The organism is Poriferisphaera sp. WC338, from assembly GCF_050931845.1.
Taxonomy (GTDB): domain Bacteria; phylum Planctomycetota; class Phycisphaerae; order Phycisphaerales; family Phycisphaeraceae; genus Poriferisphaera.
Map to the genome: position 1 here is coordinate 2,357,871 of NZ_CP194516.1, position 18,659 is coordinate 2,376,529.

Sequence of the window (18,659 nt, forward strand, 5' to 3'; positions counted from 1 at the left end):
GTTATATACACCCCATGTACTCGGCGGAGTGTCACGTCGGCCGTACTCCGGATACTCTTCAGGTGCAACTAAGTACGGATAGACGACCTTCTGCGGCATCGTTAGTAAAGGTGGACGGGTTTGAGCATCAACCCGACTTGAGCAAAAAATGGCAGATGCCAACGCGACGCCAGCTAAGATGAGTCCCTTCCCCAAGACACCTACGCTCTTAGACATATCAAATCCTTTCTTACATAGCAGAATATGAATATTCCCACGGAACGATGGATAAAATCAATTTCACGTTTGTATAATGAACCCGAAACCTGTAAGCAAAAGGTTGAAAAAAATGTGCTCGAACCAAAGCTCGAACACATCGATAACCAAGTGTGCTTCACACACATCTATTCAAATCATTGTCTTATGTCGAATGCTTATCTGCGACGACCAAGCGCAACCAGTCCACCAAGACCAATGAGCGCCAATGACGCAGGCTCAGGAACAGCAGCCCCTTGCGTAACCACAATACCATCTAAGTTAAAGCTGGAAGCGGTAAGATCAATACCTTGACCGAAAAGGCTCAATGCAAGTGTTTGGGAAGAATCGCTATCAACATCCAGCTGCCAAACTTGCTTTCCTTTGATCGTAGCCCCTTCACCATTTGTAATAATCGGTGCAGTCACGCTTGCAGTAGCACCGTCATCAAGCGTTGCGGTCAAATCAACCAAGACAGCATTAACGTCAATGAAAAGATAGACGCTATATGATCCAGCATCAAGCGAGAGCGTTGTTGTAATTTCGTTGGTTGAACCACCATTTCTTCTTGCAAAAGTGGCGCCGAGTTTACCGCGATCTTCATCCGGCTCAACGGGCACATCAACAAGCTCCCCTTCATCATTTGTTTCTTGGGTAAAAACAGGACCATCACCATCGCTGAAGAACCAACCAGCATTATGCTTTGTAGCTGTCGAGCTAGATACAAAAGTTGTTCCGCTCTTTGACCACCAACGATAATTACGGTTGTCATTTGACTTTGTGATATTCACATTGTCATTGTCAATGATGCCAGCATTTTTCGAAATAGCGGTATAAGCCATCGATTGCGGCGGAGGGTCGAACGTACCAATGGTAACACCATCAATCACTGTTCCGAAAGCAACAGACCCCTCAAACGCTCTCCAGTAAGTCCAATCAACAACATCTGGAATTGAATTCATGTCCTCTTCATTGCCACCCAACAGTGTCGTAACACTAAGATCTCGCGTAGCAAAACCGTTCTGAAGTGTTCCATTAATCACGCTTGCCTGCGCACTCGCACATATCAACGACCCCGCTAGAACTGGTAAATAAAACTTGCTTGATAACATTCGTGCCTCCTAATTTCGACTCTCTTAAATGTGACTATCTAAAAAAATGTGATTCATATCGCGACAGATGCGATGCTGTATGTTGACGTATTCCAAGCTATCGGAGCGATCCACCCAGAGATTCGGAGCGTTCCGATTTCTTGTATTTAACATCAATACACCTATAATGTCAAGCACAAAACATATGATTTTCTTACACTGCCGACGTAACACACTAACAATCAAACAATTAAGCGGTAAACATATTTTCTCACACGACAAACCACGATTAAAAATAAAGCACAAACTTTGCGCTGTTTAACACTACCACAACCGTGAAGTTTCCGGATCAAGACGAACAAACAGATGTTGTCAGCAAACACAAAACGGCATCATGATATGACAATATTATCCAAGATATGCTTGTAACTTTTGATTTAAACGAAACAATAAACTGAACACGCAGACAGTAACGACCAATTACTTAATGTTTAAATACAGAACTGACAATTATGTTTTTTAACACACCTAGCAACAACATCATCAATCGTATTGCCGCTTTTCTTTTCTCAATATCCTTTATCACCACCTCACTTATAGCTCAACCCCAGCCAGAGAATAAGAAGAATATTGAACTTAACTTTGGCCCTCACCTTGAACTTAAAGTTCTCATCGATTTTGTCTCACAACAACTCGATATGAAATTGCTCTATGACGAATCCGTTGAGAACAAGCGAATCACATTAAAAATACCATCCGCCATTCCTGAAGACACGCTCTTCCCCATCCTTCAAAGTGCACTTAAGATGAAAGGCCTTGCTGTAATCGATACTGATGCTGAATGGAAGCGTATCATCCCAATCAAATCACTCAGTAGTCTCACGCAAAAAATCGTCGTCACTCCACTAACCTCAAACGATGTTGCCGCCTATGATGTTGTCACACATTTGATTTCACTGCAACATATGGATGCGAAACAAGCACTTGCTATCATCCAGCAGTTTCTTACCATGCCCGGTGGCAGTGCGATATTAATTCAAGAACAGAATGCTATCTTAGTCACCGATTACAACATTCAGCTCGAGAAGGTTCTTGAACTCGTCCATCATTACGACCAACCAGGCATTCAAATTAGCATCGAACTCATTGCACTTAAACATGTCGATGCAGCCAAACTCGCGGAACAACTGTCACAGATCGAAACTCAAAAGCGAACCATCACTGGGTCTCTGCGTACAACCGTGTCCATCAAAGCCAGCCAAAGCAATAACCAACTCATCGTCATTGGCGAGCCCCATTCAGTTCGTGAAATGCAAGAACTTGTTAATCTCTTTGACTATGAAGATTCGCGTATTCTTGAGGTTTACACGCTCCAGTACACCAAACCAGAAAAACTAGAAAGTATTCTTGCCAATCTTTATCGTACTGGCCGCAACACGTCACAGCATGTCCAGATCACGCGCGATGACGAAACCGCATCACTCATCGTACTTGGTAGTGAACTCGTCCACCAAAAGATCCGATCGCTCGTCAAACAGTTTGACATCGAACCCACCGTTCATATTCGTCCTATCCGCAGATATAAACTTGAGCACGCCACCGCCGCGGAAGTCCATGAAACTGTCCAGGCCGTCGCTGAAAAAGGCTACGAAAACGTCATCTTCACAGGTGAGCAAACATTGGCCACTTCAACCAGCACATCACCCGCCACCAGCAAAAACCGAGACCATCCGCAAACTACTACTCAATCCGCTCCATCCAATGCCTTCTCTAATGACGATGTCGTTGTCACAGTTGATGATAATACCAACAGCATCATCGTCATCGGCCCTGAACATGTACAGGCGTTCTATAAAAAACTCATCTCCATGCTCGATGTCCGTCGTCCGCAAGTCCTCATAGAATGCACCATCATCACAGTCGATCGCAATGCTGATATCAATTTAGGCGTTGAACTGGGTGGCGAAATCAATGTTGGTGACGGCGTCAAATCTTCTCTCTTCACCAGTTTTGGCCTTAGTGAAATCGAAAGCGGCACATCTACGCGCACCATTAAACCTACAGCCGGTTTCAATGGCACTGTTATCAAAACTGACGTAGCCGATATTATTATTCAAGCACTCAAGAAAAACGGGAACAGCCGTGTCCTTTCCATGCCACGGCTGCTCGTTAATGACAATGAGAGCGGCCGCATTGCGAGCACACTCCAATCACCCACCACAAGCATCAACTCTTCTGACACCGTTGCAACAACCAGCTTCAACAACTACGTAGATGCCGGCACAACCATCGAAATCACACCGCACATCGCAGAAGGTGATCATCTTCGACTTGAGTATGCGGTTGAATTAAGTTCATTCACCTCAGAATCATCATCCGATGGAATCCCTCCTCCACGCCAAAACAACTCGATCAACTCCGTCGTCACAGTTCCTGATGCACACACCATCATCGTTGGTGGTGTTCACCGCACCGATACCTCTAACTCCAAGGCCGGCGTGCCTATCCTCGGCGAAATCCCAGTTCTCGAATATCTCTTTGGCTCACGTGAAGACAAAGACAACAAATCCATCATGTATGTTTTTATGCGGCCCGTCATCATGCGTGCCAACGATTTCTCCGACCTCAAATACTTTTCCTCACGCAGCATCAAGGACGCCAACCTCTCCCAGCAATATCCCGCCAGTTCACCGATCATCATGCCATAATCACACAAATTTAACTCGCCCAATCCATCGTGTGAAAATCAAGAGCCACAGATCGCTATCGCTAAAAATGATACACCTCACCGAATTTCGATTCCAAATGCCGCATCAGTGGCTCGGCACTAAGCCTTTCACCCGTCACCACTTCACATAAATCCGCCGCACGATAACGCATACCCTGTCGATGGATCTTCTCCCGCAACCAATTGAGCAACATATCAAATTCGCCCGCTGCAAACTTCGCACCAAGGTCACCCACTTCCCGCTCAGCCGCTTCAAAAAACTGTGACGCATATAAGTTCCCTAGCGTATATGTCGGAAAATAACCCATCGCACCACATGACCAATGCACATCTTGTAAGCACCCTACCCCATCATGCGGCACATTCACACCCAAATAATCCCGATACTTCTCGTTCCATGCATCCGGCAAATCTGCTACATCTAACGCACCACTCACCATGGCCCGCTCCAACTCAAACCGAATCATAATGTGCAGATTATACGTCACCTCGTCTGCTTCAACTCGGATCAAACTTGCTTCCACACGGTTGACGCTTTCGTAGCAATCTAACTCGTGGATAGATGATACTGCCTCACCAATATGTTTCTTTAACACCGGCAAGCACCACTGCCAAAACGCCTTACTCCGCCCCACTAAATTCTCCCACATACGACTTTGGCTCTCATGAATCCCCAAAGAAACATAATCCCCCATCGGTAGGCCCCACATATCCTCACGCATCCCCTGATCATACATCCCATGCCCCGCTTCATGCATCGTAGAACCCAATGCATCGCCGATCATATCTTTATGAAATCGCGTGGTCATCCGTGCATCGCGTGGTCCGCCACCTGAACAAAACGGATGTGCCGATCGATCTAGTCGTCCACCTTCGAAATTAAAACCAAGCGTATCCACTACCTCTTTCACAAATGCATATTGCTTATCTTCCCGTATCTCTAATTTGTTTAACTTGCCATCCGGATGATACCCACTGGCTTTGATTTTACCCAGCAACCGCACAAGCTGATCACGTAGAGGCTCGAATACACGCTCAACATCTTTTGCCCGACATCCTGGCTCATATTCTTCCGCTAGTGCATCCCACGCCTCACCATTCTTTTCGTCCCAACCAAAGCACTTTGCTTTTTCGCGCAACAGATTCAGTACGCGTTCAAGATCATCTTTGAACATATTAAAATTTTGTTCTTGTCGCGCCTTAGCCCAAACACCTTGCGCCATGCTGGCGACTTCCGTCAACTCAGTCACCAGTTCCGCCGGCAGCTTTGTTGCAAGATCATACTTATGCCGCAACTCACGGACATTGACCGCGAACTCACTTAGTGGATCTCCCATTAATCCATCATCAACTTCGCAAGCTGCAAGCCAATCACCCACACGCTCATCCGTCATCCGACCATGAACCATCCCTGATAACTGCGCGAGCTGCTTCGCCCGATGGCTCGCCGCCATTTTCGGCATCATCACTTCTTGATCCCAACTGAGTACCGAAGCTGTACTTGCAAGCACACTCAAATCAACCCAGTGTGATGTTAGCTGTTGGTATGCATTCCTTTGATTCACACTCATGCTCCTTGCTGCTGCAGATTGACCTTGCGATGCTGTTTTACCCAACTTCCATGCCCGACACATCTTACACCACGAGTTCTCACCAAACTGCGGGAATAAAAGCAAGGAAACCGTCAAACAAATTCGCAACGCTGACATACCAATATCGCCAGCTAAATTTTCTTATTTTTATTGCATATACAGTTTAATTTATTTATTGACACAACATCTAGACACATCTAATATATCAGTTGAATACCAATATAGCACCCCTCTACTCAGCCTGGAGAATCGCCATGAAAGTTGTCATTGAGCCAGAAATCGAGACACACGATCCCGCCTTGTATCAAAGCGACAAGATCGCAGACCATCGCTATGCAGGCTGGGAAAACCTTGCCGAAAACTATCTTGATCAATATGACCAGCGCGGCTACTTGATCGTGGATGGAGGATTAACCCCCAACCAAGTTCACGCTGCTCGCCAAACACTGAACGACATGGCCCACGCAGATGATCCTAAATGTGAAGACATTTTCTATGAAGGCTTAATCCGCCAACACATGCAAAATGCCAATGCAATTCATGAAGAAACTGATGAGGATGTTGCGCTTGAAGCACTCGCCTTAGGCGATATCAGCAAGCAGTTACCTAATGTACCCGCTGATATCCGAGCAAAGTATGTTCGTAAGTTTTCATACTTCTGTGACAACCACCCCGCCCTGCATGCCATCGCCACACATCCTAAACTTATTGAAGCTGTTGAAACGCTTATGGGTGAACCCGCAAAACTCTTCCAAGATATGGCGATGATTAAACCACCTAATGGCCGCGAGAAACCTTGGCATCAGGACCATGCTTATTTCAATCTGCCGTTGGACACGCGCATTGTTGGCGTTTGGATCGCACTGGATCGAGTCACTCCAGAAAACGGCTGCATGTTCATGCTTCCCGGTGCACATAAAGATGGTCCACACGCTCATTTTATGCGAAGAGATTGGCAAATCTGCGATACTGAAATGCAGGGCATTCAAAGCACCTGCGCCCCGATGGAAGCCGGTGATATCCTCGTCTTCGACGCCAAGCTTCCCCATGGTACACCCACCAACCGCGGCAATGATTACCGCTGGGCCATCCAACTCCACTACATCCCCCAAAGCGCATTCGAGGTTGGCGACCAAGTTCGGCTCGATGCATTCGGTCACGAGGGTAAAAACGTTTCTTGCTAAAACAAAATCGCAATTAAGAATCACGTGATTTCACAGATTAAAAAACCAGACCATTCAACGTTATGCCGGCGCATCATTTTGCCCGGCATTTCCTTTGGCCAGTTGCTGATTCAAAACCAACAACGCGCCTTTATCATTGCCAGCAAACTTCACCATATCAAGCATCTCACCCATGCTCTTTTCTTCTTCGACCTGTTCATCGAGGAACCATTGCATCGCACTGAGTGTGGCAAAATCCTGAACACCAGCCGCAAGCTGATAAAGATCATTGATTTCAGCCGTATTGACTTGCTCTAGTTTCAAAGCTGTCTCAAAAACATCTATTACTGAACTAAACTCAACCTGCGGCGAACCGATCGGCGGAAAATCTGATTTGCCACCTCTATCCATAAGATAGTTGTACAAACGAGCTGCATGCTGAAGTTCTTCTTCGCGTTGACGCATCATCCATGCTGCAAATCCAGAAAGGCTGATACCCTCAAAGTATGCGGACATTGCAAAGTAGCTGTATGCCGCCGTTAACTCATGATTGATCTGTCGGTTCAGTGCTTTTTCAATTTTTGCATCGAGCATTTTCATGTTGCCTTTCATTTGACCCGGGTTCGCCGTGAGTGAATGCCAATTATACCGATTTTATGTTTGCAACTGTCACAATATTCTAGGCACGGCTTCTCATGACCGCAGGAATAGGCTTCCATCTGCGTTGCGATTACAATCTATTGATGGCTGAATCTTCCGAAAAATCGCCGACTAGAAATCGCCCACAACACAATGGCCGCGTACATGGTGTAGTTGTCGCTATTTATCGCGCTGAAGATCGAAAATGGCTTATGATCCGACGGTCCGAAAATGTTGCGGCTCCGCTTTCGGTTTGCTTCCCAGGCGGTGCTCGTGAGCATGGCGAAACACATGAACAAACCGCTCACCGTGAAATGCAAGAGGAACTCGGCCTCACGGTTCATCTTCTCCAACAAGTTTGGCATCACGAAGTTGATGACCGTCCGCTAACATTATTTGGTTATTTGGCCATACTCGACCCCGCACAACAGATGATCACGCCAGATCCATATGAAATCGCGGAGCCCCTCTGGCTTACCACCGAAGAAGCTCTCGCTCAACCAGACGCCATCCCGAACTCCGCCTATTTCATCGAAAAGCTGACTATTGCCCTGCCCAAACATGGTTTTTAACAGATTCTCAAATTTTTACTTTTCGCACTAAACCGCTTGGCCCACAATGACATTCACTACCAGTCACAACACATGGGCCAGCTAAACATGACCCCATCACACGCAACGCAAAAAAAGCATCGCACTGCGCCAGCTCCACCAGTGTTATCTGTCCATCCTAATGTCTCTATGGACGATACCGCGATCAAACAAGCTCTCGCTGGATGTAAACCTACGCAACGCAAACTCATCATGCATCTGCAGGATATTTGGTTTCGATTCTGCGTTTCATTACTTGCCGACAGTGACCTTGCCAAAGATGCAACTCAGGAAACAGCAATGAGGTTCTTGCGGTCACTTAAAAAATTTAATCACCAAAGCACCATCACCACATGGTCCTTGGGCATTGCTCTGAATGTTTGCCGTGAACTTCGGCGCAAGCGTAAAAAGCATTACAACAAACCACTCACAATGGCCGAAGAACCAAGCCACCGATCTACCCCTGACCATATTGCAGAACAGCAGGAATTGATCACACAAATCAAAAGGCTTCTCTCGGACTTACCCGATCGGCAACGCGAAGTGATCTCACTTCGATATTTACAGAATCTCTCGGTACAGGACACCGCAACAACGCTAGGCATTGCTGCTGGCACAGTCAAAGCAACTCTCTCTCAAGCACTCGCCAAGCTGCGAAAACAAATGGAGTCCAAACCATGAATGACTCAAACAAAAATATTGAAGCAAAACTAAACCAACTTAGTGAACAGATCACTCACCTGCAGTACCCCGGAAATCTGGTCGACGACATTTACTTTAAGGATCACGATCATCCTCAGAAATCTCTGCGATTCAAGCTCCTTATTACCGGTTCCGCACTTGCTGCGGCGGCAGCAATCGCACTGATGCTCTTTGGCGCGCTACTGTTCACACAATCAACTACCACACCTAGCAAACACCGCATGACCATCCGTTTCAAACAAGCACCGATCAGCTTAACTTCAACATCCAATGATCATGCACAAATCCAACGGCATAAACTGCCTAGCATGAGCAACATTACCAAAGTCCGTTTTAATACCAAGAAACTTAAAAACATCCCGTTCGGATTATCCAGAACAAGCATTCAAAGGAGATCTCATGAAAACAAAAATCAACAAATCTAATACAGCGGCCCTCTTATTCATGGCATTGTGTATGGTAATTGGCCTCGCATGGCTGCCAAGCAATCAACAAGCTACCGCACATCCACATGATAAAACCGCACCCTCTACTTTCTATCGAGATGCAATGGAGGATATGGATGAGTTGGATGCTCGGTTTATGTATGCAGCTGACTTTGAAGATGAGCTTGACGAATTTGAACTGTTCCAAGGCCAAATTGATCTCGTGCAAAGCCTACTTGACGTAGTAGATCAAGTCGCAGAAATCGCCAAGAAGCCATCACTCTCAGCAGTCGCAGCGGTAATGGCTGCTGAAGATTATTTCGATGAGCCAGAAGAGTATGCCGCATTCCTCAACGGCGTGCTACCCGAAACCAAAGACCCCACCGTCCGCCGTGCAATCTACCTTCGACTTGCTGATACATACAAAGAAACAGATCAAAGGGACAAAGGATTGGTTTACCTGAAGAAACTGATCCACGACAAGCCCTAAAAGCTGTGGCGTAACCGCCCGTCATCTCCCCCGGAAAGCTTTGCGACCTCAATCGCAAAGCTTTTTTACTGCGCTCAGTAAACCCATGGGCATGTCCACTTATCTAAACAACATCATTATCCAATCTCCCCACAGCACCTTAGGATTCTCGCTAGTTTACATGACTATTTCCCGTCAGTCACAGATTCCTTGCCTTGCCATGCCTACGATCCCCTGCGGATAAGTCGCTATGAATCAGTCACTCATCAACAAGGAGATCTTTATATGAAATCGCGATCAATCAATATCGCTCTAGCATCGCTGCTCTCACTGTCTCTCATTCTGCTTGTAGGCTACCAAAGCTACGCGCAGGATAATGAAATGAAAGACAACGGCCGCATGATGCACGACATGGACAAAGACGGCAACATGATGCATGGAATGGACAATGACAAAATGATGCGCAAGGACGGCATGATGGGTAAAGGGATGATGGGCAAAGGCATGATGATGCATAAAGGCATGGGCATGAATCCAGACATGTGGATGGCATTCAAAAAATTAGCCCTCTACAATCGCTGGTTCGATCTCGTTGAACAATATACTGATGTCGTCGATGATGCAGACTCTGCTGGTATCGCGGCAATTATGGCTGCCGGCCATGTGCTGGAAGATCAGCCAGACAAATACATGGCTTTTCTCATGAAGGCCATGCCCAATGCTTCAAGCGGTGCGGTCAAGCGCGCCCTCACACTTGAGATGGCGAAGATCAATCTGCGTCCCGACAGCGAAGCAACCCACGAGAAGGGACTCGATCAGCTCATCGACATCATTCAGAACAAATAATGATCAGATAATGGAAGATATATACAACTTAAAAAAACAAGCCCCAGACCATGATGTCCGGGGCTTGTTTTATTTTCTAATTATCGAGACCGATTAGGCGCTAGCACCTGCAAGATTAAGACTCTTATTTTCAGCACGAAGGTCGATGATCGCTTCTTTAATACGGTTCGCCATAGCTTCTTCGCCAGCCTTAAGGTAAACACGTGGGTCATAGAATTTCTTGTTGCCCACTTCGCCGTCAACCTTGAGAATGCCGTCGTAGTTCTTAAACATGTGATCCGCAATCGCACGGGTGAACGCATACTGCGTATCGGTGTCGACGTTCATCTTCACAACACCATAGTCTAGGGTTTCTTCGATCTTGGCTTTTTCTGATCCTGAACCGCCGTGGAAGACAAGCCAGAAGTAAGCGTCATCGCCGAACTCGGCTTTGATCGCGTCTTGGCCTTTCTTGAGGATCGAAGGATCAAGCTTCACAACACCCGGCTTGTATGCGCCGTGCACGTTGCCGAAGGTCGCAGCAAACATGTACCGGCCACCCTTCACAGCAGACAAACGCTTGTACACATACACCATGTCTTCCGGTGTCGTGTAGAGCTTGTCGTCTGGAGTATCTTCTGAACCGGCAGCACCATCTTCTTCACCACCTACAACGCCGGCTTCGACTTCGAGGATCTGACCGATCTTGGCCATACGTTCAAAGATTGGTACGGAAAGGTCCATGTTTTCTTCGATGGGCAGGCCTGATGCGTCAAGCATATGCGAGCTGAACAGAGGCAGCTTGCCTTCGGCAACACGCTTCTCAGATTCTTCAATCAACGGAACCATGAAAGTTTCCACTGCATTCGGTGGGCAGTGGTCAGTATGAAGCGCGACATTGATGTCGTACTTCTCAGCGATGCGGTGCACGTGCTCAGCGATCGAGATCGCACCAGCCACCATGTCACCGACATTGATGCCGGAAGCAAATTTACCGCCACCTGTGGAGACTTGGATAATACCGTCTGATTTAAGATCCGCGAAAGCCTTCAGTGCTGCGTTTGCAGTAATTTCTGAGGTGACATTGATAGCAGGGTAAGCGAACTTGTTCTTGTACGCGTTGTCCAGCATTTTGCAGTATGTTTCGTAATCTGCAACGGGCATAGTGATACCTCTTTCGTTAGAAACTTGGGAGTTCGGCCGGGAACCGGCCAGGGGCTCAAATCGTTGCCGAACAGGCGTACAGCAACCACTCATCCATCAATTCCGCCCGCCTTCTTGATGCTGCCAACCCAGATTCCGGACTGCCAGCAAGGCTTTCGGACCAATGTGTCCTTACTATAGTGTCTACCCCAATCAGCGACAAATCCGCAGCCATGGATCCATGCAAGAAATCGAAATTTAACGATCATCCATTGCCGATCTCCACACGACATTTGTCCATAACCCCAGCTTGTCACTAAACTAGCCCGAATGGATGCCAACAATCTCAATCCGTCACCGACTCGATCCATCACCCTTCCCAAGGGATTCCGCGCCGCCGCCGCAACAGCAGGCATCAAAGCCTCCAGCAAGCCCGACATCGCCATCATTGCCGCCGACCAACCCTCACCTGCCGCCACTGTCTTTACACAGAACACCATCAAAGGCGCCCCCATTCTCGTCGGCATGCAGCATATCCGTGACGGCGTCCTCCAAGCTTTCGTCATCAACTCCGGCAACTCCAACGTCTGCACCGGCGAGCAAGGCCTCGTCGACGCCACCACCATGTGTGAAACCGTTGCCGACCATCTTGGCTGCAAACCTGCCGATGTCCTCCCCTCCTCTACCGGCGTCATCGGACGCCCCCTCCCCATGCACCTCATCACCCCCGGTATCCAATCCGCCCTGCCCAACCTCGCCGCTTCCCAGCAAGCAGACACAGACGCGGCTACCGCCATCCTCACGACCGACCTAGTCACTAAAACCGCCAGCCGAACACTCACGCTCACCACAGGTCAAACCATTACTCTCGGCGGCATCGCCAAGGGCTCCGGCATGATCGCTCCCAACATGGCTACCATGCTCGCCTTCATCACCACCGACATCGCCATCGCATCCAACCTCCTTCAACAAGCACTCTCACACGCCACAACCCTCTCCTTCAACCGCATCACCGTCGACTCCGACACGTCCACCTCCGACACTGTCGCCATTATCGCCTCCGAAGCCATGTCTAACCCGCGCTTAGACACCACCGATCATCCCGACTACCCCGCCTTCCTTGAGGCACTCACCTCACTTTGCAAAGAGCTTGCCTACCACATCATTAAGGACGGCGAAGGTGCCACCAAAATCTATCGCGTCCTCGTCAACAGCGCCGCCACCCAGCACGAAGCCGACACACTTGGCCGCGCCGTCGCCGACTCCCCACTCGTTAAAACAGCCGTCCATGGACAAGACCCTAACTGGGGCAGGCTCGCCATGGCCCTCGGCAAAACCGGCGTACAATACGACCCCCGCAAGCTAACGATTAGTATCGGCGACATCCCCGTTTTCGAGGCCGGCATACCTATCCCGATGAACGACGACAACACTGCCAAACTCAATGCCATCATGTCGGAAAAGGAAATCACCTTCACATTCGACCTTGCCATCGGATCAGCCTCCACCGAGTTCCTTGGCTGCGACCTCTCCCGCGAATACATCACCATCAATGCCGATTACACCACCTGATTTATGATTAACACCAGATATTCAAGTCACATCACGCAGGCCGCCAACTAGCCCTGCTAAATCTCCTACAAAAGTCTTGCTCTTAACAACCATAACATTATAATACAATTCGGAGCGTTCCGATTATGCTGCGTGCATTCGCATGCTAACTCCAATAACCCCGCCGTTTACGCTCTGTCATGATGATCCACAACCCGCTGTTTTCATCCAACAAACATTTTATTTTGATAATGAGAATTCAAACATGAAAACCATTGCGCGACTAAACATATTACTCCTATCACTTGCATTCATGATCCTTCTAATCTTACCAACCCAAGGCTTTGCTCAAGATCAGGATTTCTTAGATTATGCCTCCGGAAAAACTTGGCCTGCTCACTCCCAGGAAAGAACCAAAAAATTCAGTAACTATAAATTCGGGCTGTTTGTTCACTGGGGACTCTATTCAATACCCGCAGGCAAATGGATCGATGGACGTATCGATCCGCGTGCATATTCCGAGCAAATACAAAACCATCTCAAAATTACTTTCGATGAATACTCCCAACTCGTAGACCAATTCAATCCAGTAGAATTCGATGCTGACCAGTGGATCTCATACATCAAATCACTTGGCATGAAATACATCGTCATAACAGCCAAACACCACGACGGCTTTGCTATGTATGATTCCGACATCTCTGACTACGATGTTATGGCTTCACCCTTTAAACGCGACATTATGAAAGAGCTCAAAGAAGCATGCGTTAAACATGATATCGGTTTAGGTTTTTACTACTCACATTCGAGAGATTGGGAACATCCTCACGGTTTTGATAACCCACGCACTTTCTATCCCGATCTTCCAAGGGATTTTACAAAAGACCTTCATAAGCAGGTCCTCGAGAAATCACTTCCCCAAACAATTGAACTATTAAAAAAGTATCAGCCGGACGTCATGTGGTTTGATACGCCAAGAGGCACAACCCCCGAAGAAGTAAAGCTCTTCGGCGAAGCAGTTAGAAAATATGCTCCAAATTGTGTCATCAACTCAAGACTTGCCATCGAGAGTGGACATCTTGCTGTCTGGCTTGAAGGCAGAGATCGCCAGCGACGTGCTAAAAAACCTATAGATTCGAAATGGGAACTCGTCTTCAACGAAAACATAGACTACATCTCATTAAAAGATAAAGGTATTCCATCACAGATTCTTCATGTACCCTTTGAATCACCCGATTCCATATCATCTTCCTATGGATACCGCTTGTATCCGCCACACAAATATCATACCGGCCCAGAACTAATTACTCGATTGGTTAAAACAACAGCTCGCGGCGGAAATTACCTCTTAAACATTGGCCCCAATGGTAAAGGTGGCATCCCCGAAAAAGCTCAATCATTACTTGATGAAGTCGGCGCTTGGATGAAAATAAATAGTGAAGCCATCCACAATACACAGCCTAACCCCTTCAACCAACTCTTCCCATGGGGTGAAGTCAGCTATAACCCAAACACGAACAACTTATACCTGCTAATCCTTCGGCAACCTAGAGAAGGCTACATCACTATCCCTGCTCTCTCGACCAAAATCAAGAATCTCTCAATATTGGGTTCGAATGAGAGTTTTACATGGGAACAAAAGAACAACGTGATACACATTCCACTAAAAACAAACAAGCTAAATCAAGTCGTCCCTGTATTGAAGCTGCAACTAGAAGGCGTATTTCAGCAAAAGTAAACATTCCGAATATATAAAAAATCAGAAAATGAACGATGCACGTCGATGGTATTAAACCTCATCGGCGTGTATTATTTTCTGGATAGATGCACGTCTGCACGAATCTTGATAAAATCCTCAACCTAAACAACCCCTCGGCTCAGTAGCCCAATTGGCAGAGGCATGCGACTTAAAATCGCACAAGTGTGGGTTCGAGTCCCACCTGAGCCATTCCCGTAACTTCTTTATTGGCAATATGTTGCACTTTCTGAGATTCTAGCGGAATAGAGCGGATTTCATCATTGTCGCCTTCCCCTTCATTCCCCTTACTTCCACCGAACGGGCGCAAGTTCTGCACCGGATATTGCACCGCCTCTTCACCGCCAAGATACGACGCTGCTTTGAAGTCATCTTCTGTTGCTTGCATGTAGTGCTTCAAGCTCACTTCGACCGTGTGACCCATCCATTCAACAAGCATGTGCATCGGGTATTGCTTGGCCAATTCCGACGCTCTGGAGGACCGCAGATTCTGAAACAGCTTCGGCCATTCCTTCACACCTGCTCGATCAATGATTCGCAAAAACTGAGTCCGTAGGTTTGCATTGGAATCGCGATAACGGGTGATGCAATGCAGGCTCCCCGGCTCTGCCAACTCAAACGCTTCCCGCAAATACGGGTACAACTCTTTGAAGATTGGAATGTAGCGGCTCTCTCCGTCCTCATGTGCCTCCGTCTTAGGGCTTCGTACCTTCATCACCCCCTTGTCCCAGTCCACATCACACCAACGCAGCAAGAGCGTTTCTGAGGGAGTTCTGAGTCCACCGTATCGAGCCAGCGCAATAATCAACCGCCACTCTGCATCAGGTACAGCTTGAATCACCTTCTCAATCGTCTGCTGCGTGATGAATCGCATGCGCTTTGCGTTTCGTGTTGCGCTCGACTTCAAATCAGCAAACGGGTTTTCAGTCACCAACCCTTGCCGCATTGCCGCATTCATAAACTGCTTGCATCGCTGAATCATCTTCCTCGCCGTTGCCTGAGCAAGACCAGCCTCGGCCATGTATAACCAGAATACATCAGCATCGCCGGCGGTAATCTCATGAATCGGTCTTTCTTCACCGAAATGCGCTATCAGGTGATTCCTCGCCCGCTCAAATACCTGCACCGTTGAATGCTTCAACTCAACCTTTCGGGAGTCGATGTGCTGCCGGGTAAAGTCTCCCAACGTCGCCCGCACTCGCTGCGGGATCAAACCCGTTGCCGCAATACGATCGTACATATCGTCGCTGAGTTCGCCCAGCCATTGCAGCGTTTTATCCTTGGGCGCTGTTGATGTTTTATGAGAATGCACCAAATCATCCACATAACCCCTCACCGTCTGCGCCTGCCTCAACGTCACCGCACCCAGCCGTAACGACTTCCGCCGGCGACCATCAAGCGAAAACTGTATTTTTCGCCCGCCTGTTTGCTTGTTAGTTGATATGCTGCTCATCTCGTTATTTCCTCGCATTCCGACTCATCACCGCCGGCGTTTATTGTTCAACCCACAATTCACTTACCGCCCTTCACTCCCAATCCCAACAACTTCGCCAGCTTGTTTAGGTTTCGCTCACCCAAGAATGCCTCACCCCTCTCGAAACGGGATAGTGTAGGCTGAGGGATTCCTGTCTCTTTTGAAATGGCATACTTTGTAAACTTAGAGCTTGCCACCTTCTCTCGAATCTGATCTGAAAATTCTTTGTATTCTCGCTGTGTCATGACATTACCCTACCTTATACGTGTATTTAATACAAGTACCAATTAACGTAATACTGACGGTGGGAGGGGGTATGGAAAATCCCAAACTGCCGGCTCCGCTTCACCGCCTGCCCTCCTCTTTTTAATCGCGCACCACTTTTTTGGAAAAAAGGGACAAGAAACCCGGCTCACAGCCCTCAAAACGTCGTTTTCTACCAAAATAAACATGCCAAAAACTCAAATTTATATCCGGTTTATTCAAATTTATTGTCCTAATACCTCTTTCAACTCACTGAATAACCCTACCACTACGACAACACTATTCCTTGCATCTGTTCAGCCCAAATCGTTTCTTGCAATGTGCCGCCCCGATAGACATATACACCTTGCTCATTGAATTTCGCGGCTACTCCATCTGCAAGCCGATGCCCATTTATTGTTTCAACCCAACCTTTTCGCACTGCATCCCGAATATTTAGCGTAGTTATCGCCGGCAGCGCATCACCTTCTTCTACCGCTCTCTTTGCTTCATTGACCAAATACCCCGCAAGGTTCCCGACGCCGTCCGGGGCATTCACTGCCCGCACAATCAACCCCTGCGCCGTGATGCCTGATTGAACAATGGCCGACAGCCCCGGCTCCTTCACACCAACGCGCTCCGCAATCTTCCAAACCCCATCTACACCATCACCAACAACAACTTCTTCCCTCTGTTCTTTCTGTTCTCTCTGTTCTTCTGTTTGGATGTCACAGCTCTGACAGGGTTGAGGTACTCCAGTGACGGGGTTGGGGGCTTGCAGTGACAGGGTTGATGTACGTTGGTGACGGGGTTGAGCATCATCTAACCCCGTCATAACTGTGACGGGGTTGGTAACGACTCGATATACATTCGGCTTCCGCCCCCTCGATTGAATCACCTCAACAAGTCCCGCCATTGTTAGCCGCCTCAAAGCCCGCTGAACCGTTCTCTCACCAAGCCCGGACAACCTCGCCAGTCGTTCTACACTCGGTCGAGCAGTCCAACCGTTACCACTAACATGGGCCGTCAAGACATACAACGTCCGCACATCTGAATCCTTCAGCTTTGCAATCAAACCATTCGCCACAGGCGCATAGAGCAGCTTCCCAAATTGACTGGGATTCACAGTCATACCTACTCCTCCACCGATCCGCCGACGGCTTCTGCTTGTGATATGAAGTCCTCGACCGCTCTACGAGTAAATTTCCGGAGCCTGCCAAGCCGCACACTCTTGATCTTGCCCGCTTTGGCAAGCCCGCGAACCGTTTTCGAGCAACACCCCAGCAAGCCCGCTACGTCTTCCGCATCTAGCAAAAGGGCATTCGGGTTCTGCTTGCTTGGATTCCATTCTGTTTGTATTATTTGTTTAGGCATTACGACAAATAACTCCATTCTCTCCGAGCGGGAGCGTTTGGTGATCTACGCCGCCGGCGTCAACGGCGGTTTTTTCTTCATCTGTAAAACTGAATAGTTCAAATTGCGGATCTTCGGCGAGATATGCCCCCAAATCTGCCTCAGCATGTTCAACATAAATACGCTTCAATGCTGGCAGATTAACCAGCCGCCATGAAGTCGAATAACTCCCTCGCCGGCTCGACAACTTAGATGCCACCGCCGCTACGGGAACAATCAGCCCATGCTCATGCATTCGTCGCGGAATACTCCCCAGCCGGTTTTTGTTGTAGCTCGGCAGAATCCTAATCCGCAGCCGCACATCATCGAACGTAGCCACGCCATGCCGCAACAGCGCATCGACAAACAACCACCGAATCGCAGATTCAAGCGTCATCGCATCACCTCCGAGGAGCCATTTTCTGTACGTGCAAGCAATGCTTCCTCAACTGCTTCGGGATGAAACAGCAATCGTCTACCTGCTTGTATGTGTGGTATTCGCCCCGCTTTGGCTTCCTTAGATACCCATTCCCTAGGCAACCCCAAGAGCGACGCCAAAGCCGTAACGTCTATGTATTTTGGCCTGTTTTCCATAGCGGCATATTGCCACATTGAAAAACCCCTGCAATATACCCCAGAACA

General features: G+C 48.0%; 19 protein-coding genes and 1 tRNA gene. 10 read left to right on the forward strand and 10 right to left on the reverse strand.

The window, feature by feature from the left end; genetic code table 11:
* Positions 1-413 precede the first annotated feature (413 nt).
* Positions 414-1,346, reverse strand: a complete 933-nt coding sequence (locus ACQ6WK_RS09595) for a PEP-CTERM sorting domain-containing protein (RefSeq protein ID WP_432797166.1) — start codon at positions 1,344-1,346, stop codon at positions 414-416.
* Positions 1,347-1,837: 491 nt separating this feature from the next.
* Between ACQ6WK_RS09595 and ACQ6WK_RS09600 the strand changes: the two genes are divergently transcribed.
* The gene (locus tag ACQ6WK_RS09600) at positions 1,838-4,033 is read left to right on the forward strand and encodes a secretin N-terminal domain-containing protein (RefSeq protein ID WP_432797167.1); all 2,196 of its coding nucleotides are present in this window, start codon (positions 1,838-1,840) and stop codon (positions 4,031-4,033) included.
* A gap of 61 nt (positions 4,034-4,094) precedes the next feature.
* On the opposite strand, the gene ACQ6WK_RS09605 is transcribed toward ACQ6WK_RS09600, so the two are convergent.
* Positions 4,095-5,618: a carboxypeptidase M32 gene (locus tag ACQ6WK_RS09605; RefSeq protein WP_432797168.1), complete on the reverse strand. Its 1,524-nt coding sequence runs from the start codon at positions 5,616-5,618 to the stop codon at positions 4,095-4,097.
* A gap of 281 nt (positions 5,619-5,899) precedes the next feature.
* Between ACQ6WK_RS09605 and ACQ6WK_RS09610 the strand changes: the two genes are divergently transcribed.
* Positions 5,900-6,829, forward strand: a complete 930-nt coding sequence (locus ACQ6WK_RS09610; protein WP_432797169.1) for a phytanoyl-CoA dioxygenase family protein — start codon at positions 5,900-5,902, stop codon at positions 6,827-6,829.
* A gap of 60 nt (positions 6,830-6,889) precedes the next feature.
* Here ACQ6WK_RS09610 and ACQ6WK_RS09615 read toward each other — a convergent pair whose 3' ends face one another.
* Positions 6,890-7,408, reverse strand: coding sequence for a ferritin (locus ACQ6WK_RS09615; protein WP_432797170.1), 519 nt, complete (start codon positions 7,406-7,408; stop codon positions 6,890-6,892).
* Between the two features lie 95 nt (positions 7,409-7,503).
* Here ACQ6WK_RS09615 and ACQ6WK_RS09620 point away from each other — a divergent pair, with 95 nt between their 5' ends.
* The 5 genes from ACQ6WK_RS09620 (at position 7,504) to ACQ6WK_RS09640 (ending at position 10,479) form a co-directional block, all read left to right on the forward strand.
* Positions 7,504-8,019, forward strand: coding sequence for an NUDIX hydrolase (locus tag ACQ6WK_RS09620; protein ID WP_432797171.1), 516 nt, complete (start codon positions 7,504-7,506; stop codon positions 8,017-8,019).
* Between the two features lie 168 nt (positions 8,020-8,187).
* Positions 8,188-8,718, forward strand: coding sequence for an RNA polymerase sigma factor (locus tag ACQ6WK_RS09625; RefSeq protein ID WP_432797172.1), 531 nt, complete (start codon positions 8,188-8,190; stop codon positions 8,716-8,718).
* Positions 8,715-9,164, forward strand: coding sequence for a hypothetical protein (locus ACQ6WK_RS09630; RefSeq protein WP_432797173.1), 450 nt, complete (start codon positions 8,715-8,717; stop codon positions 9,162-9,164). The genes ACQ6WK_RS09625 and ACQ6WK_RS09630 overlap by 4 nt, the downstream gene beginning before the upstream one ends.
* Positions 9,139-9,654 carry a hypothetical protein gene (locus ACQ6WK_RS09635; RefSeq protein WP_432797174.1) on the forward strand — a complete coding sequence of 172 codons (516 nt, stop codon included), beginning with the start codon at positions 9,139-9,141 and terminating at the stop codon, positions 9,652-9,654. The genes ACQ6WK_RS09630 and ACQ6WK_RS09635 overlap by 26 nt, the downstream gene beginning before the upstream one ends.
* 264 nt (positions 9,655-9,918) lie before the next feature.
* Positions 9,919-10,479, forward strand: coding sequence for a hypothetical protein (locus ACQ6WK_RS09640; protein WP_432797175.1), 561 nt, complete (start codon positions 9,919-9,921; stop codon positions 10,477-10,479).
* A gap of 93 nt (positions 10,480-10,572) precedes the next feature.
* Here ACQ6WK_RS09640 and fbaA read toward each other — a convergent pair whose 3' ends face one another.
* A complete protein-coding gene (fbaA, locus tag ACQ6WK_RS09645; protein WP_432797176.1) occupies positions 10,573-11,622 on the reverse strand; it encodes a class II fructose-bisphosphate aldolase in 1,050 nt (349 codons plus the stop codon).
* A gap of 309 nt (positions 11,623-11,931) precedes the next feature.
* Here fbaA and argJ point away from each other — a divergent pair, with 309 nt between their 5' ends.
* The 3 genes from argJ (at position 11,932) to ACQ6WK_RS09660 (ending at position 15,100) form a co-directional block, all read left to right on the forward strand.
* Complete coding sequence (argJ, locus tag ACQ6WK_RS09650) at positions 11,932-13,173, forward strand: bifunctional glutamate N-acetyltransferase/amino-acid acetyltransferase ArgJ (protein ID WP_432797177.1); 1,242 nt, start codon at positions 11,932-11,934, stop codon at positions 13,171-13,173.
* Between the two features lie 244 nt (positions 13,174-13,417).
* On the forward strand, positions 13,418-14,890 hold the full coding sequence (locus ACQ6WK_RS09655; protein ID WP_432797178.1) for an alpha-L-fucosidase: 1,473 nt from the start codon (positions 13,418-13,420) through the stop codon (positions 14,888-14,890).
* A gap of 136 nt (positions 14,891-15,026) precedes the next feature.
* Positions 15,027-15,100, forward strand: a tRNA-Leu gene (locus ACQ6WK_RS09660).
* Here ACQ6WK_RS09660 and ACQ6WK_RS09665 read toward each other — a convergent pair.
* The 6 genes from ACQ6WK_RS09665 to ACQ6WK_RS09690 form a co-directional block, all read right to left on the reverse strand.
* Positions 15,060-16,379: a tyrosine-type recombinase/integrase gene (locus ACQ6WK_RS09665; RefSeq protein WP_432800387.1), complete on the reverse strand. Its 1,320-nt coding sequence runs from the start codon at positions 16,377-16,379 to the stop codon at positions 15,060-15,062. The genes ACQ6WK_RS09660 and ACQ6WK_RS09665 overlap by 41 nt on opposite strands.
* 41 nt (positions 16,380-16,420) lie before the next feature.
* On the reverse strand, positions 16,421-16,627 hold the full coding sequence (locus ACQ6WK_RS09670) for a helix-turn-helix domain-containing protein (protein WP_432797179.1): 207 nt from the start codon (positions 16,625-16,627) through the stop codon (positions 16,421-16,423).
* A 287-nt stretch (positions 16,628-16,914) separates the two neighbouring features.
* Entirely contained in the window at positions 16,915-17,757 is an 843-nt protein-coding gene (locus ACQ6WK_RS09675; protein ID WP_432797180.1) for a helix-turn-helix domain-containing protein, read from the reverse strand.
* Between the two features lie 2 nt (positions 17,758-17,759).
* Positions 17,760-17,999: a helix-turn-helix domain-containing protein gene (locus ACQ6WK_RS09680; RefSeq protein ID WP_432797181.1), complete on the reverse strand. Its 240-nt coding sequence runs from the start codon at positions 17,997-17,999 to the stop codon at positions 17,760-17,762.
* Positions 17,992-18,414 (reverse strand): hypothetical protein, encoded by a 423-nt coding sequence (locus ACQ6WK_RS09685; RefSeq protein WP_432797182.1) that lies wholly within the window; start codon positions 18,412-18,414, stop codon positions 17,992-17,994. The genes ACQ6WK_RS09680 and ACQ6WK_RS09685 overlap by 8 nt, the downstream gene beginning before the upstream one ends.
* Positions 18,411-18,629 carry a helix-turn-helix domain-containing protein gene (locus ACQ6WK_RS09690; RefSeq protein WP_432797183.1) on the reverse strand — a complete coding sequence of 73 codons (219 nt, stop codon included), beginning with the start codon at positions 18,627-18,629 and terminating at the stop codon, positions 18,411-18,413. Before ACQ6WK_RS09690 ends, ACQ6WK_RS09685 begins: the two co-directional genes overlap by 4 nt.
* Between the last annotated feature and the right edge of the window lie 30 nt (positions 18,630-18,659).